General features: G+C 69.4%; 14 protein-coding genes, 1 tRNA gene and 1 pseudogene. 9 read left to right on the forward strand and 7 right to left on the reverse strand.

Annotated features, from left to right (window positions below):
• Window positions 1-10 precede the first annotated feature (10 nt).
• From OG322_RS19995 to OG322_RS41600, 4 genes and pseudogenes are all read left to right on the forward strand, one after another.
• Window positions 11-796, forward strand: a complete 786-nt coding sequence (locus tag OG322_RS19995; RefSeq protein ID WP_123460144.1) for a DeoR/GlpR family DNA-binding transcription regulator — start codon at window positions 11-13, stop codon at window positions 794-796.
• Between the two features lie 50 nt (window positions 797-846).
• Window positions 847-1224 carry a DUF4406 domain-containing protein gene (locus tag OG322_RS20000; protein WP_241200042.1) on the forward strand — a complete coding sequence of 126 codons (378 nt, stop codon included), beginning with the start codon at window positions 847-849 and terminating at the stop codon, window positions 1222-1224.
• On the forward strand, window positions 1221-1910 hold the full coding sequence (locus tag OG322_RS20005) for an NUDIX domain-containing protein (protein ID WP_123460143.1): 690 nt from the start codon (window positions 1221-1223) through the stop codon (window positions 1908-1910). Before OG322_RS20000 ends, OG322_RS20005 begins: the two co-directional genes overlap by 4 nt.
• 5 nt (window positions 1911-1915) lie before the next feature.
• Window positions 1916-2054: pseudogene (locus tag OG322_RS41600) on the forward strand (helix-turn-helix domain-containing protein); the annotation flags it as partial.
• Window positions 2055-2138: 84 nt separating this feature from the next.
• On the opposite strand, the gene OG322_RS20010 reads toward OG322_RS41600, so the two are convergent.
• Entirely contained in the window at window positions 2139-3761 is a 1623-nt protein-coding gene (locus OG322_RS20010) for an adenosine deaminase family protein (protein WP_329306758.1), read from the reverse strand.
• 454 nt (window positions 3762-4215) lie between these two features.
• Here OG322_RS20010 and metG point away from each other — a divergent pair, with 454 nt between their 5' ends.
• Window positions 4216-5937: a methionine--tRNA ligase gene (gene metG, locus OG322_RS20015; RefSeq protein WP_266411632.1), complete on the forward strand. Its 1722-nt coding sequence runs from the start codon at window positions 4216-4218 to the stop codon at window positions 5935-5937.
• A gap of 148 nt (window positions 5938-6085) precedes the next feature.
• On the opposite strand, the gene OG322_RS20020 is transcribed toward metG, so the two are convergent.
• The 3 genes from OG322_RS20020 to OG322_RS20030 form a co-directional block, all read right to left on the reverse strand.
• Entirely contained in the window at window positions 6086-6250 is a 165-nt protein-coding gene (locus tag OG322_RS20020) for a hypothetical protein (protein WP_164494301.1), read from the reverse strand.
• A gap of 95 nt (window positions 6251-6345) precedes the next feature.
• Window positions 6346-6419: transfer RNA gene (locus tag OG322_RS20025), tRNA-Pro, on the reverse strand.
• Between the two features lie 184 nt (window positions 6420-6603).
• Window positions 6604-7545, reverse strand: coding sequence for a metallophosphoesterase (locus OG322_RS20030; RefSeq protein WP_123460140.1), 942 nt, complete (start codon window positions 7543-7545; stop codon window positions 6604-6606).
• 79 nt (window positions 7546-7624) lie between these two features.
• Between OG322_RS20030 and OG322_RS20035 the strand changes: the two genes are divergently transcribed.
• Window positions 7625-8089: a GatB/YqeY domain-containing protein gene (locus OG322_RS20035; RefSeq protein ID WP_123460139.1), complete on the forward strand. Its 465-nt coding sequence runs from the start codon at window positions 7625-7627 to the stop codon at window positions 8087-8089.
• A gap of 305 nt (window positions 8090-8394) precedes the next feature.
• On the opposite strand, the gene OG322_RS20040 is transcribed toward OG322_RS20035, so the two are convergent.
• On the reverse strand, window positions 8395-10638 hold the full coding sequence (locus tag OG322_RS20040; RefSeq protein WP_123460138.1) for a transglycosylase domain-containing protein: 2244 nt from the start codon (window positions 10636-10638) through the stop codon (window positions 8395-8397).
• A 396-nt stretch (window positions 10639-11034) separates the two neighbouring features.
• Between OG322_RS20040 and OG322_RS20045 the strand changes: the two genes are divergently transcribed.
• Complete coding sequence (locus OG322_RS20045; protein WP_185095317.1) at window positions 11035-11385, forward strand: WhiB family transcriptional regulator; 351 nt, start codon at window positions 11035-11037, stop codon at window positions 11383-11385.
• A gap of 134 nt (window positions 11386-11519) precedes the next feature.
• On the opposite strand, the gene OG322_RS20050 is transcribed toward OG322_RS20045, so the two are convergent.
• Both OG322_RS20050 and OG322_RS20055 read right to left on the reverse strand, forming a co-directional pair.
• The gene (locus tag OG322_RS20050) at window positions 11520-13052 is read right to left on the reverse strand and encodes an ArsA-related P-loop ATPase (RefSeq protein WP_329306759.1); all 1533 of its coding nucleotides are present in this window, start codon (window positions 13050-13052) and stop codon (window positions 11520-11522) included.
• Window positions 13049-14038: an ArsA family ATPase gene (locus OG322_RS20055; protein WP_123460135.1), complete on the reverse strand. Its 990-nt coding sequence runs from the start codon at window positions 14036-14038 to the stop codon at window positions 13049-13051. Before OG322_RS20055 ends, OG322_RS20050 begins: the two co-directional genes overlap by 4 nt.
• 82 nt (window positions 14039-14120) lie before the next feature.
• Between OG322_RS20055 and OG322_RS20060 the strand changes: the two genes are divergently transcribed.
• Window positions 14121-14279 (forward strand): DUF4177 domain-containing protein, encoded by a 159-nt coding sequence (locus OG322_RS20060; protein ID WP_003991873.1) that lies wholly within the window; start codon window positions 14121-14123, stop codon window positions 14277-14279.
• A complete protein-coding gene (locus OG322_RS20065) occupies window positions 14279-14749 on the forward strand; it encodes a RidA family protein (protein WP_123460134.1) in 471 nt (156 codons plus the stop codon). Before OG322_RS20060 ends, OG322_RS20065 begins: the two co-directional genes overlap by 1 nt.
• Window positions 14750-14760: the final 11 nt, after the last annotated feature.

Genomic DNA, 14760 nt, shown 5'->3' on the forward strand with positions numbered 1-14760 from the left:
GAAATGAGCCATGGGTGTCGCTAATCGTCTGGACCTGACCCTGCGGTTGGTGCAGGGCTCCGACCGGGTTTCCGTGTCGGAGCTCTCCCATCGGCTGGGGGTCTCCGAAATGACCGTGCGCAGGGACCTCGACGCACTTGAGCGCCAGGGGCTGGTGCGCAGGGTGCACGGAGGCGCCGTCGCTACGCGGTCCCGTGAGGAAGGGGCGGGGTTCTCGGCGCGCGAGCCGTGGCAGGCCGCGACCAAGGACCGGCTCGGCGCGGCGGTGGCCGCGATGGTGGAGCCGGGTTCGAGGGTGCTGCTCGACGCGGGCACCACCACCGTCCATGTCGCGGAGCACCTCGCCGAACGGGCCCCGCTCACGGTGGCGGTCCTCAGTCTGCAGGCCGCGGTGAGCCTGGCGGACCGGCCCGGGATCGATCTGCTGGTCGTCGGCGGCCGGTCCCGTCCCGGCGAGCGGTCCCTCGTCGGCCCGCTGGCGCTGCGCACGCTGGAGGCGCTGGCCTTCGACTGCTTCGTCCTGTCCATCGGCGGTGTGCACGCCGAGTACGGGTGGTCGGAGTTCTCGCTGGACGACGCGGCGGTCAAGCAGGCCGCGCTGACGGGAGCGACCCGGACGATCGCGGTGGCGGACGCGACCAAGCTCGGGGTGCGCGCGTTCAGCCAGGTCGCCCCGCTGGGCGAGGTCGACGACTTCGTCACCGACGCCGCCGCCGAGGACTCCGCCACCCACCCGGGCGGCCCCCAGACCCTCACGGCCCTGCGCGATGCGGGCGTCCGCATCACCCTGGCCTGAACCCGGCCCGACCCGCCCCGAACCCGGTCCCACTGCGAGGAGCACCTGCCATGACCGCCGTCCCGCGCCCCCTGATGATCCTGGTCGCCGGCCCCTACCGGTCGGGGACCGGCGACGACCCGGCCAAGCTCGACGCCCATGTGCGCGCGATGAACCGGACCGCACTGGCACTCTTCCGTGCCGGTCACCTGCCGCTCACCGGTGAGGCCCTGGCCCTTCCCCTGGTGGAGGCCGCGGGGAGCACGGGGCCGGGCGACCCGGTCTTCCAGGAGATCTTCCACCCCGTCGCCGAACGCCTGCTGGCGCGCTGCGACGCCGTACTGCGCATCGGAGGCCCCTCGGGCGGCGCGGACCGGATGGTGGCGACGGCCCGGGAGCTGGGCCTGGACGTCTATACCGGCCTCGACGACATCCCGGCCGCCCGGTGACCGCCGGCCTGGACACCCCGGACCGGCGCGGGCGCACCGGCCTGGACCGGCACGGCCGGGACCTGACCGGCAACCCTCGGGTGCGCGTCAGGGATGTGGAGGTGCTCTCCTGCGACTGGTACGTCCTGCGCCGGACGACCTTCGACTACCAGCACAGCGACGGGCACTGGAGCCGGGAGCAGCGCGAGACGTACGACCGGGGCGACGGCGCCACGATCCTGCTCCACAACACCGAACGCCGCACCGTGCTGCTGACCCGGCAGTTCCGTCTGCCCGCGTACGTGAACGGGCACCCCGACGGAATGCTGGTCGAGGCCGCCGCCGGGCTGCTGGACGGTGACGCCCCGGAGGAGGCCATCCGCAGGGAGGCGGCCGAGGAGACCGGGTACGTCATCGGTGTCCCCGAGCCGGTGTTCACCGTCTACATGAGCCCGGGGTCGGTCACCGAACGCCTGCACTTCTACGCCGCTCCGTACGATCCCGTGTCCGCGGTGGCCGACGAGTACGGGCACGGGGTCGCCGAGGAGGGTGAGGACATCGCGACCGTGGAACTCCCCTTCGACGAGGCGCTCGCGATGATCCGCAGCGGGGACATCGCCGATGCCAAAACCATCATGCTGCTCCAGTGGGCGGCCCTGGACGGACCGTACGGGCACCCCGGTCCGCCCTCTTCACCTGTCCCGTAAGCGGATTGAGTCCGCGCCACCACCGTCCGCCCCTGCTCGCGCACGAGGGCCGCGACGCCGTCACCACCCGCGGTCGCGGTCACCGCGGGCGTGCAGCCACCGGCCATCTACCGCATGTTCGGCGACACGGGCGGGCTGCTCGACGTACGTCACCCCCCCCTCAACAACACGTCCGGGTACGGGACATGAGATCCCCGCACCCGGACGAATGCCCATGTGCGGGCTGCGTCAGCCGCGCCCGCCGTTGTCACGCTCGAAGGCGGCGAAGGCCGCCTCCTGGCGCCACTGCGTCGCCGCCTTCGGGCTGGCGGCGAGATAGCGGGAGCAGCGCGGGCTCGGCCGCCCGGTGCCGGGCCGGTCGCTGCGGCAGGCGGGGACCAGCTGGTAGCCGGAGGGGGCGGAGCCGGCGGCCCACAGGCTGCGGCCGTCGCGGAACGCGTACTCCAGCGAGGCGCGGGCCAGGTCCTTCAGCTCGGTATAGCTGAGGCCGTAGGTCTTGGCGGCGTACTGGTACTCGTGGCTGATGTTGATCCGCGAGACCCCCGGGTCGTCGGTGGCCAGGACCACCGGGACGCCGTAGCGACGGTAGGCGTTGAACGGGTGGTCGTTGCCCGCGATACCGAGGATCTGCTTGTTGCTGGAGAAGGGCACCTCGACCGCGACCTTGCGCTGCGCCATCGTCCGGGCGAGCTGCCGCCAGTTGTCCTCGTGGACCAGGTCCACACCGTGTCCGATGCGCTCGGAACCGGCGACGAGTACGGCCTCGCGGATGTGGAAGGTCAGATCCTCGGGCTTGACCAGGCCAGGGGCCAGCTCACCGGCGTGCAGGGTGAGGTGGGAGCCCGGGTACTCGCCGTGCAGGTACTTCAGCATCCGTATCTGGAGCCGGTAGTTGGCCAGCGCGCTCTCCCCGTCCTCGGGTTGTACGAGGTTGACCGCGACGAACCTCGGGTCGCGCTCCGCCAGCCTCATCCCGACCGCGATCTGGGTGAACACCCGTGCCGGGGTGCTGCCCCGGGAGACCTGGGAGATCCACCTGACGGGCAGTCGGCAGCCCGGATCGGGGCGCGCGGTGTCGCAGTGCGCGGTCGCCCGGAACTGGACGTCGGCGGCATCGGCCTCCGCGACCGCCTCGTCGACGACCCGGTCGAGCTGCCCGCCGGCCAGGAGCTTGCGGTGGAAGGCGGCCAGATCGGCGTCGTAGCCCACTTTGTCGGCAAGCTTCTTGGCGCTGTCGGAGGCCGGGGTGACCATGGTCTCCAGATAGAACTGGTTCTGCTCGACCACGGTGTCGGCCACATTGGCGAGGAGCTTGCCGCGGTCCCAGGTCGCCAGGCTGAACTTGCCGAAGGTGTCGAAGAAGTGGTCGTGCCCGGACTGATCGGCGGGGAAGTCCTGCATGGACCAGGCCCTGATGATCTGCTGCCGGAAGGCGGCGTCCGTCCGTGCATCGGACGCGGGCCTGGTGCCCGACCCGCACGGCGGCGCCACAGCCGTCATCGTCGCGTCGATGCAGAGGCCCCTCTCGATCGCGAGCTTGATCAGGTACTCGGTCGTGGCCGCGCCCGACAAGTGGTTGTGGAGGTCACCCCCCTTGGGCAGATCCCTGAAGAAGGCCTTCAGCCGCGCGGGCCTGTTCCGCAGCGAACCGAGGTACGCGGCGGTCCTGCGTTCGGCCGCGGTCACCACGCGGGGCGAGGCCTGCCCGGCGCTCTGCGGCGACGCGTCGTGCGCGGGCGCGGACGCGGCAGCGGCCGGGAACGACGGGAGCAGGGTCAGCACGGTGAGTGCGCCGATCCCGGCCAGGAGGCGGGACTTGGGACGGTGTTCCGTCCGGATTGTTGAGATCACGGCCGAATGATCGCGTCCGAGGAGGTATTTTTCACCCAAACCACATCTATGGCCTGAAACCTCCACTCGATCGAGTGCTTGACCGGCCGCACGACATGTCGCGTGGCATGCCGCGCGACGTACCACGTGACATGCCAACGCCGGCCGCGCGACCAGCGACCGAATCGGCAGGTCCTGCCGCTCGTTGATCGCGTCTTCCATCGGCGGCGGACTCGTCCGCGTCCGAGAAGTTGAGCGGAAGGCGGCAGCGGCCCAGGCGCACCGCCTCGGCCGAGGGGCAAACGGCTCGTCGGCGTGGCAGCCGGGTGCCATACGGTTGCGGCGCCTTGCGGATCAGGCCGTCACCGCGTGTGACACGGTTGAGTGGCCCGAGCGGTCGCGTCCGCCGCACACCTTTCCGGCCTCGCCGTGGCACCGTCGTCGGCGCCGTACGCACGAAATGGAGCATCCGAGGATGGCTCGACACCTGGTCACCAGCGCGCTTCCCTACATCAACGGGATCAAGCATCTGGGCAACATGGCCGGGTCGATGCTTCCGGCGGACGTGTACTCCCGGTACCTCCGTCGGCGCGGTCACGACGTCCTGTACATCTGCGCCACCGATGAGCACGGGACGCCGGCCGAACTGGCGGCCAAGGCCGCCGGGATGTCGGTGGCGGAGTTCTGCGCGCAGGCCCATGACGCGCAGAAGGCCGTGTACGACGGGTTCCAGCTGGCCTTCGACTACTTCGGCCGCAGCTCCTCGCGGCAGAACGCCGAGATCACCCAGCACTTCGCGCGCAGGCTGCACGGACACGGGTTCATCGAGGAGCGGGCGGTCCGCCAGGTGTACTCGCCGGTCGACGGCCGCTTCCTGCCGGACCGCTACATCGAGGGCACCTGCCCGCACTGCGGCTACGACAGGGCCCGCGGCGACCAGTGCGAGAACTGCACCCGCGTCCTGGACCCGACCGACCTGCTGAACCCGCGCTCGGCGATCAGCGGCTCCACGGAGCTGGAGGTCCGCGAGACCACGCACCTGTTCCTGCTCCAGTCCAGGCTCCAGGACGAGGTCGAAGCGTGGGTGGCCCGGCACGAGGAGCAGTGGCCGCAGCTTTCTTCGTCCATCGCCCGCAAATGGCTGACCGAGGGCCTGCAGGACCGCGCCATCACCCGCGACCTGGACTGGGGTGTCCCGGTCCCGGCCGACACCTGGCCGGAGCTCGCGGCCGAGGGCAAGGTCTTCTACGTCTGGTTCGACGCCCCGATCGAGTACATCGGCGCGACGAAGGAGTGGTCGGACGCCGCCCCGGACGGTGAGAGCCGCGACTGGAAGTCGTGGTGGTACGAGGCCGACGACACCGTCCGCTACACGCAGTTCATGGCCAAGGACAACGTCCCGTTCCACACGGTGATGTTCCCGGCCACGGAGCTCGGTGTCCGCGAGCCCTGGAAGAAGGTCGACGTCGTCAAGGGCTTCAACTGGCTGACGTACTACGGCGGCAAGTTCTCCACCTCCCAGCAGCGGGGCATCTTCACCGACGCGGCCCTGGAGACACTGCCGGCCGACTACTGGCGGTACTTCCTGATCGCCAACGCCCCCGAGTCCGACGACTCCTCCTTCACCTGGGAGCACTTCGCCGCCACGGTAAACAAGGACCTGGCCGACACGCTCGGTAACTTCGTCAACCGCGTGCTGTCCTTCTCCCGAAAGAGATTCGGCGACGAGGTCCCGGCCGGCAGCGCCGCCGGTGAGGCGGAAACGCGCCTGGGCGGTGAGATCGCGCGGCTCCTCGCCGAGTACGAGGAGCACATGGAGGCCCTCCAGTACCGCAAGGCCGCCGCCGCGTTGCGCGCCCTGTGGTCGGCGGGCAACTCCTACCTGGAGGCGAAGGCCCCCTGGCTGGAGATCAGGACCGACCCGGAGGGTGCGGCCCTGACCCTGCGCACGGCGATGAACCTCATCCACCTCTACGCGATCGTCTCCGAACCGTTCATCCCGGCCTCGGCCGCCGCCATGCGTGGTGCCTTCGCGCTGGAGAGCGACACCGCGACCTGGGTGACGGCCGAAGAGGCGAAGTCCCTGGCTTCGGTCCCGGCCGGCACGCCGTTCACCGTCCCGCCGGTCCTCTTCGCGAAGATCACGGAGGAGGACCTGGAGTCCTACCGTGCGCGCTTCGGCGGATTCGACGCCTGACTGCGTCTTTGGCGCCCGTACCGACTGCGGCTTCGTCCGACGGTACGGGCGCGGAAGCTCCCAGCCGGTTCATGTCGGCTCGGACTCAACCAGGGTGGTGGGCTACGTGGGTGCCGGTCTGCTTACCTGCTGCACTGGCCCGTAGTGCTCAGGCCACGGCCGGGCTCGCCCCATGGCGTTCGTAGAGCCGTTTTACCTGCGTAATCCAGAACTCGAACTTCTCGTCTGCGGATGCACTCATAGGCAGAAGCCGGAGGTCTTTGGCCAGCTGGTAGAAACCGGATCCGGCATCGTTGGCACCCAGGTAGTTCACCAGTGCTCCCAAACGGCTCCCAAGATGGCCCCCGGAAACCACTCAGGGGCCTGATCCACTGAGTGGATCAGGCCCCTGACCTGGTCTTACGGCTGTCGGGGTGGCGGGATTTGAACCCACGACCTCTTCGTCCCGAACGAAGCGCGCTGCCAAGCTGCGCTACACCCCGATCGTCGTCGGTGTCCCGGCGACATCGATTACTTTAGCCCACCGGCGGCCGGAGACGAAATCCGGTTTTTGTGCCGATCGGGGTGCGGGTGAGGGGTACCAGGGTGGGGTACGTCGGAAGGGTGCGGACGAAGGGCTCGGCCGAGGGGGTGTGAAGGCCTCGGGTGAAGGCCTCGGGTGAGGGCCTACGCGTCCCGGGCCGTCAGGGTCAGCAGGGTCGCCTCGGGGGGGCAGGCGAAGCGGACCGGGGTGTAGCGGTTGGTGCCGCAGCCGGCCGAGACGTGGAGGTAGGCGCGGTTGCCGTCGACGGAGTGGGAGGAGAGTCCCTTCACGCGGTCCGTGTCCAGGTCGCAGTTGGTGACCAGGGCTCCGTAGAAGGGGATGCAGAGCTGGCCGCCGTGGGTGTGGCCGGCCAGGATCAGCGGGTAGCCGTCCGAGGTGAAGGCGTCCAGGGAACGCAGGTAGGGGGCGTGGACCACGCCGATGGAGAGATCGGCGCCCGACTCGGGGCCGCCTGCGACCTCCGCGTAGCGGTCGCGCTTGATGTGCGGGTCGTCGAGGCCGGTGAAGGCGAGCTCCAGGCCGTCGAGCTTGAGGCGGCCGCGGGTGTTGGAGAGGTTCAGCCAGCCCGCCTCGTCGAAGGCGTCCCGCATCGGTTCCCACGGGTTGTGGACGACGCCGACCGCCGGGGCGTTCCCGTTGAGGCCGTGCTTGCCCGCGGTCTTCTCGAAGAGGTAGCGGGCGGGGTTGCGGAGCTTGGGACCGTAGTAGTCGTTGGAGCCGAACACGTACACACCCGGGAGCTCCATCAGCGGTCCGAGCGCGTCGAGCAGCTCCGGGACGGCCTCCGGGTCGGAGAGGTTGTCGCCGGTGTTCACGACGAAGTCCGGGCGCAGTCCGGCCAGGGACTGCAGCCAGGCACGCTTCTTGCGCTGGCCGCTCACCATGTGCACGTCGGAGACCTGCAGGACGCGCAACGGACGTGCTCCGTGCGGGAGTACGGGGATCGTGACCCTTCGCAGGCGGAACGAGCGGGCCTCGAATCCGGCCGCGTAGGCGAGGCCGACGGCGCCGGCCGCGGCGGTGACCGCCGTGATTTTCAGGGGTACTCCGTAGCGTGCGCGCATGGGTCCATCGTCGCAGACCGTGCGTGCCGACAGGAAAACCGGCGGGCGGCGGGCACCCCGCACCTGCCACAATCACCACATGACCACGCTCAAGTCCAAGCTCAAGGAAGACCTCACCACGGCCATGAAGGCGCGCGACGAGCTGACCTCGTCCACGCTCCGGCTGACCCTCACCGCGATCACCAAGGAGGAGGTCAGCGGCAAGTCGGCCCGAGAACTCTCCGACGACGAGGTGCAGAAGGTGATCGCCAAGGAGGCGAAGAAGCGCCGTGAGGCGGCCGAGGCCTTTTCCCAGGGCGGCCGGACTGAGCAGGCCGAGCGGGAGAAGAAGGAGGGCGAGCTGCTCGACGCCTACCTCCCGCAGCAGCTGGGCGACGACGAGCTGGCCGCGATCGTGGCCTCCGCCGTCGATGAGGCGAAGGCCGGCGGCGCCGAGGGGCCCCGTGCGATGGGCGCCGTGATGAAGATCGTGAACCCGAAGGTCGCGGGGCGTGCGGAGGGCGGCCGGGTGGCCGCCGAGGTCAAGAAGCTCCTCGCGGGCTGAGGCCGCGGGAGTCATCCGGCAGGTCGGTGGGCCGCCCCCGGCGGGTCGGTGGGCCGCCCCCGGCGGGTCGGTGGGCCGCCCCCGGCGGGTCGGTGGGCCGCCCTCGGTAGTGGGCCGCTCGGCAGGCCGACGAGCCGTCCGGCAGGTCGGTGAGGCGCGGTGGCTCCGTAGCACCGTGGCCGGTCAAGGACCGTAGACACGAAACTGCCGTAGATATGAAACTGCCGTGGACATGAGGGTGGGGCGCTCCCGGACCGGGAGCGCCCCACCCTCATGTCTACGGCGGCGGCAGTGGCAGGAGCAGGTCAGTGACCGTTCTTCCCGCCGTCGTTCTGACCGCGGCCGTGGCCGGTGTTTCCGCCGAGCAGGTCCGGCGGAATGCTGGTGCCGGGGAAGGGGCTGTTGTCGCCGGGCTTGTCGCCGTCGCCCGGCTTGCCCTTGTCCTCGTCCCTGTTCCTGCCCCTGTCTTCCTTCGGCTTCGACCGCGGTACGTCGACCGGGGTGAAGCCCGGTGTCTCCGAGGCGTTCAGGGAGCCGGTCATTGCCGTCTTCCAGATCGGACCGGGCAGACAGCCACCGCAGACGTCCTCGTAGTACTGGCCGCCGATGGTGATGTTGCTCATCGGGAGCTGCTGGGCGCCGTCACTGCCGACCCACACCGCCGTGGACAGGTTCGGTGTGTAGCCGACGAACCAGGCGTTCTTGCGCTCGTCGGTGGTACCGGTCTTGCCCGCGTTGTCACGGTCGCTGAGACCGGCCTGCTTTCCGGTGCCGTCCTCCACGACGCCCTTGAGCATCTGGTTGATGGTGTCCGCCGTGTGCTCGCTCATGGCCTGCGTGCACTTCGACTTCGGGACGTCCATCTGCTTGCCGTCCGGCTTGGTCACCGAGAGGATCGCGATCGGGGAGCAGTACTTGCCGCGGTTGGCGAAGGTGGCGTACACCGAGGCCATCGCCAGCGGTGTCGACTCCTGACCGCCGAGGGTGGTGGAGGCGACCGGCTGCAGCGGCTTGTTGTTGCCGCGGATGTAGCCGACCTTGTCCGCCATCGAGAGGGTCTCGCAGAGACCGGCCTTCTGTTCCAGCTTCGCGAAGTAGGTGTTGATCGACTTGCTCAGCGCGCTGGTCATGTCGAAGGTGCCCTTCTCCTCCTCCAGCTCGTTCGACACCTCCCAGGGGCGGTTGTCCGCCGGCCGGTTGTCGCAGGTGCGGAAGCTTTCGCCGGGCAGCACTATCTGGTGGTCCGAGGTGAAGCTCTGCGCCGGACTGATCCCCTTCTCCAGCGCGGCCGCCGCGGTGATCGGCTTGAAGGTCGACCCCACCTGGAAGCCGGCGTAGCTGCCGCCCATCTTGTGGTCGACGTTGAGGTTCAGCACGGTCTGGTGCTTGGACTGGTCCAGCCCGTAGGGGCGGGACTGGGCCATCGCCATGATCTGGCCCGTGCCGGGCTTCACCTGCACGACCGCGTCGGCGATCTTGTCGTCCTTGTTGACCCGGGAGGTGGCGGCCTCGTTGGAGGCGGCCTGCGAGCGCGGGTCCAGCGTCGTCTTGATGGTGAGCCCGCCGACCGCCCAGAGCTTGGCCCGGTCCTTCGCGGTCTTGCCGAAGGCGGGATCGCCCGTGACGATCTGCCGTACGTAGTCGCAGAAGAAGCCGGAGCCGCTGACGGCGGTGATGCAGCCGTTCTGCGGCCGCTTGACCTTCAGCTTGATCGGGGTCGCCTGGGCCTTGGCCGCCTCTTCCTTCGAGATGTCCCCGACATCCGCCATCCGCTGGAGGACGGTGTTGCGACGCTTGGTCGCCTCCTCCTTGTCGTTGACGGGGTCATAGCGGCTGGGCGACTGCACGATGCCGGCCAGCAGCGCCGCCTCCTCCACCTTCAGGTCCTTCGCCGACTTCGAGAAGTAGCGCTGCGAGGCCGCCTCGACCCCGTACGCCTGCTGTCCGAAGAAGGTGATGTTGAGGTAGTTCTCCAGGATCTTCTTCTTGCCGAGTTCTTCCTCGACCTGGATCGCGTACTTCAGCTCCTGGACCTTGCGGCCGAGCGTCTGCTGGGTGGCCTCGGCGACCTTGGCCGGGTCGTCGCCCGCCTCCTCGACGAAGACGTTCTTCACGTACTGCTGGGTGAGGGTCGACGCGCCCTGCGCCGTCCCGCCCGACTGAACGTTGCGGTTCATCGCGCGCAGGATGCCCTTGAGGTCGACCGCGCCGTGCTCGTAGAAGCGGGCGTCCTCGATCGCGATGATCGCCTTCTGCATGTACGGGGAGATGCTCTTGAGCGGCACCACGGTGCGGTCACGCGAGTAGACCGTGGCGATCTGGCCGCCCTGGTTGTCCAGGATCGTGGTTCGCTGGCTCAGCGGTGGAGTCTTCAGATTGGCCGGGATCTCATCGAATCCGTCGACCGTTCCCTTGGCGGCGAGACCCAGTGCTCCGGCGGCCGGCAGCGCGATGCCCGCCAGGACCACTCCGGAGAGTGCGGCGACACCGAGGAACTTGGCGGCCTGCTGGGTCGTCGTGAGACCCCCGCCCGAGCGCTTCTTTGGCATGGGGGCAGCCTACGTTCTCATTCGCCGGACACAGGTATATGCCTTGGCCTAAGCTGCTCTCAACTGTCACAGCAGTCCGGTTTCGTATCAACCCCCCTGCATGACCCGTGCGTGACCCGGCCACGATTCAGGCGCTCCCGAAATCGCCTCGTGTGTCATCGAACGTCCGTTGTGACGCAGATGGTCTGTCCCGATTCTTCTTGGATAGTCACGCATGTCCTCACCTCACTCCCCTGGGTGATCTGCCGCATACGCATAGTCCGTTCGGGCCATTCAAGATTGGGCCCGAAGGGGGTGTTGTGCTGTCGCCACCTTCCGTAACGTCCTCAACTGGCAGCGGTGAATATGCCGCTGTCGCCGTGGGGGAGCCTCGATTCGGGAGAGGACGGCGCCGGGATGGGCTGGGTAACCGACTGGAGTGCGCAGGCAGCCTGCCGCACTACCGATCCGGATGAACTGTTCGTACAAGGGGCAGCGCAGAACAGGGCCAAGGCGGTGTGCACCGGATGTCCGGTGCGGACCGAGTGCCTGGCCGATGCGCTGGACAATCGCGTCGAGTTCGGCGTGTGGGGCGGAATGACGGAGCGGGAGCGCCGCGCATTGCTGCGTAGGCGCCCGACCGTCACGTCCTGGCGCCGGCTGCTGGAGACCGCGCGCGGCGAGTACGAGCGGTCCACGGGCATCCTGCCCGTGGCGATCGGGCTGGAGGACGACGAACTGCACGAGACGTTCGCCGCCGTGGGGTAGCCCCGGCCGGTGGACGACAGGTCCGGCCCCGAGGGGGCGGACCGCGCGGTACGTGCGTTCTGACGCCTACTTACGTGCGTCCTGACGCGTACTACGGATCACGGGGTGACTGCGCAGCTCCGGTTTCGGGGCGGCTACGCAGCTCCGGCCGGGGCAGAACCGGTAGCGAGCCGGTCCCCGATGGTTCGCAGCCCTGCGAGGTCGTGAACATCTCCGGGCAGCGCGGCCACCTCGGTCACGGCCACCTCGGGATGCAGCGCGGTGAACCGGTCGCGTGTGCGCTGTTCGCGCGCGGCCACCTGCATCCTTTCGGCGTGCAGACGCAGCAGACCGGCAGTCAGCTGCTCGACGGAGACAGCGGGTTGCTGCTCGGCGGGCCCGGTGGGCTGCTCTTCGGCGGCCCCGGCGTCGGTGTCGGCGGACTGATGCGCGGAGTCCGCGGAGTCCGCGCAGGCTGTGGTGTCGGCCGGGGCTCCGGCCTCGGGCGTGGCATCGGGTGTGTCGGCGGACTCGTGCTCCGAGGCATGCTCGGACGGGTCGGGGGTGGCGGCTCCAGCGGTGTCCGTGGTCTGTGCGGTCCCGGCCTTGGGGGAGTCGGCGGGCTCACGAAGTCCAGCCTTCCCGGCCCTCTGATCCACAATGCCGGCGGCATCAAGATTTTCTGCGGCGGCCAGCGCGCGCTCGGCCGAGAGCCGGGCGGCCTCACTGCCGTGCACCCGGTTGAGGACCAGACCCGCCAGCGGCATGTCCTCCGAGGCCAGCCGCTCCACGAAGTACGCCGCTTCGCGGAGCGCGTCCCGCTCCGGCGTCGCGACGACCAGGAACGCCGTGCCGGGTGCCTGGAGAAGCTTGAACGTGGCATCGGCGCGGGTGCGGAACCCGCCGAACATGGTGTCCATCGCGGCGACGAAGGTCTGTACGTCCCTCAGGAACTGGCCGCCGAGCAGCTTGCCGAGCGTTCCGGTCATCATCGACATGCCCACGTTGAGGAACTTCATCCCGGCCCGGCCGCCCATTTTCGCCGGGGCCATCAGCAGCTTGATGAACTTCCCGTCCAGGAACGAGCCGAGCCGCTTCGGCGCGTCCAGGAAATCAAGCGCGGAACGCGACGGCGGGGTGTCGACGACGATCAGGTCCCACTCCTCGCGCGCCCTGAGCTGACCGAGCTTCTCCATCGCCATGTACTCCTGCGTGCCCGCGAAGCCGGCCGACAGGGACTGGTAGAAGGGGTTCTCCAGAATCGCGCGGGCCCGCTCGCCGTCCGCGTGCGCCTCGACGATCTCGTCGAAGGTCCGCTTCATGTCGAGCATCATGGCGTGCAGCTCACCATCGCCACGCGTCTCGATCCCCTTGACCCGGCGGGGGATGTTGTCCAGCGAGTCGATGCCCATGGACTGGGCGAGCCTGCGGGCCGGGTCGATGGTGAGGACGACGACCTTGCGACCGCGCTCGGCCGCGCGTACACCGAGCGCCGCGGCGGTCGTGGTCTTGCCGACCCCGCCCGAACCACAGCACACGATGATCCTGATGCCCGGGTCGTCGAGGAGCGCGTCGGTGTCCAGGGCGGGGGCGGTTGTCGGCGCGTCCGCGCCCGAGTTCCCGTCCGCGCCGGCATTTGTGCCCGTGCCCGTGCCCGTGTCTGTGTCCCGGTTTCTGTCCGATGTCATGAACCCACCTCTTGTCCCGCCGGTCCTTCGCCCGCCCCTTGCTTACGGAGCTCCATCGCCAGCTCGTACAGCCCGGCCGGGTCCACGCCCTCGCCGATCAGCGGGAGTTCGTAACCCGGCAGTCCGAGGGCTGCCAGCACGGCGCGCTGTTCACGCTCCAGCTCGACCCGCTGGGCGTGCTCGGCGGCCTGTTCGACCAGCGGGCGCACGAGGCCCGCGGAGCCGGTCACGCCGGCCCGGGTCAGCGTTTTGGCGATCTCCCTGCGGCGGCCGCCCGCGGCGGTGCGCAGCGCGTCCTCGTCCAGCAGATGCGGGCGCACCATGTTCACGATGACCCGGCCCACCGGCAGCTCGGCGGCCTGGAGCTCGGCGATGCCGTCGGCGGTCTCCTGGACCGGCATCTCCTCCAGCAGGGTCACCAGGTGGACGGCGGTCTCCGGGGACTTCAGCACCCTCATCACGGCCTGGGCCTGATTGTGTATCGGGCCTATCCGGGCCAGCCCGGCCACCTCGTCGTTCACGTTGAGGAAACGGGTGATGCGGCCGGTCGGCGGGGCATCCATGATCACGTAGTCGTAGACGAACCGGTTCTGCTTGTCCTTGCGGCGCACGGCCTCGCACGCCTTGCCGGTCAGCAGGACGTCCCGGACGCCGGGTGCGATCGTGGTGGCGAAGTCGATCGCGCCGAGCTTCTTGAGCGCCCGGCCCGCGCTGCCGAGTTTGTAGAACATCTGGAGGTAGTCGAGGAGGGCGCGCTCGGCGTCGATCGCCAGGGCGTACACCTCCCCGCCGCCCGGTGCTACGGCGATCTTGCGTTCCTCGTAGGGGAGGGAGTCCGCCTCGAAGAGCTGGGCGATGCCCTGTCTGCCCTCGACCTCGACGAGGAGGGTGCGCCTGCCCTCGGTCGCGAGGGCGAGCGCGAGGGCGGCGGCAACCGTGGTCTTACCGGTACCGCCCTTGCCGCTGACGACCTGGAACCTGCTCACGTATTCGAGCCTAACCAGTAGTACCGCAGGCTACGCACGAGGCTGCGCGTCCCGTGGATTGCACAGGCATTACAGTCAGGCCATGACCAAGTGGGAATACGCGACCGTGCCCCTTCTCGTGCACGCGACCAAGCAGATTCTGGACACCTGGGGCGAGGACGGCTGGGAGCTGGTCCAGGTCGTTCCCGGCCCGAACAACCCCGAGCAGCTCGTGGCCTACCTGAAGCGGGAGAAGCAGTAGTGGCGGGCGCCGTCGAGGCGAAGCTCGCCGAGCTCGGGCTGGCCCTGCCGGACGTCGTGCCGCCGCTGGCCTCGTACCAGCCGGCCGTGCAGTCCGGGGTGTACGTGTACACCTCGGGCCAGCTGCCGATGGTGGACGGCAAGCTCGCCGTCACCGGCAAGGTCGGCGCGGAGGTCACGCCCGACGAGGCCAAGGAGCTGGCGAAGACCTGCGCGCTCAACGCGCTCGCCGCGGTGAAGTCGGTCGCGGGCGACCTGGACCGGATCGCACGCGTCGTGAAGGTCGTCGGCTTCGTCGCCTCGGCCACCGACTTCACCGGCCAGCCCGCCGTGATCAACGGCGCGAGTGAGCTGCTCGGCGCGGTGCTCGGCGACAGGGGTGTGCACGCGCGCAGCGCCGTGGGCGTCGCGGTGCTGCCGCTGGACGCGCCGGTCGAGGTCGAGGTCCAGGTCGAACTGACCGGGGCCTGAGCCGGCCCTTC

Source organism: Streptomyces sp. NBC_01260, from assembly GCF_036226405.1.
GTDB lineage: Bacteria > Actinomycetota > Actinomycetes > Streptomycetales > Streptomycetaceae > Streptomyces > Streptomyces laculatispora.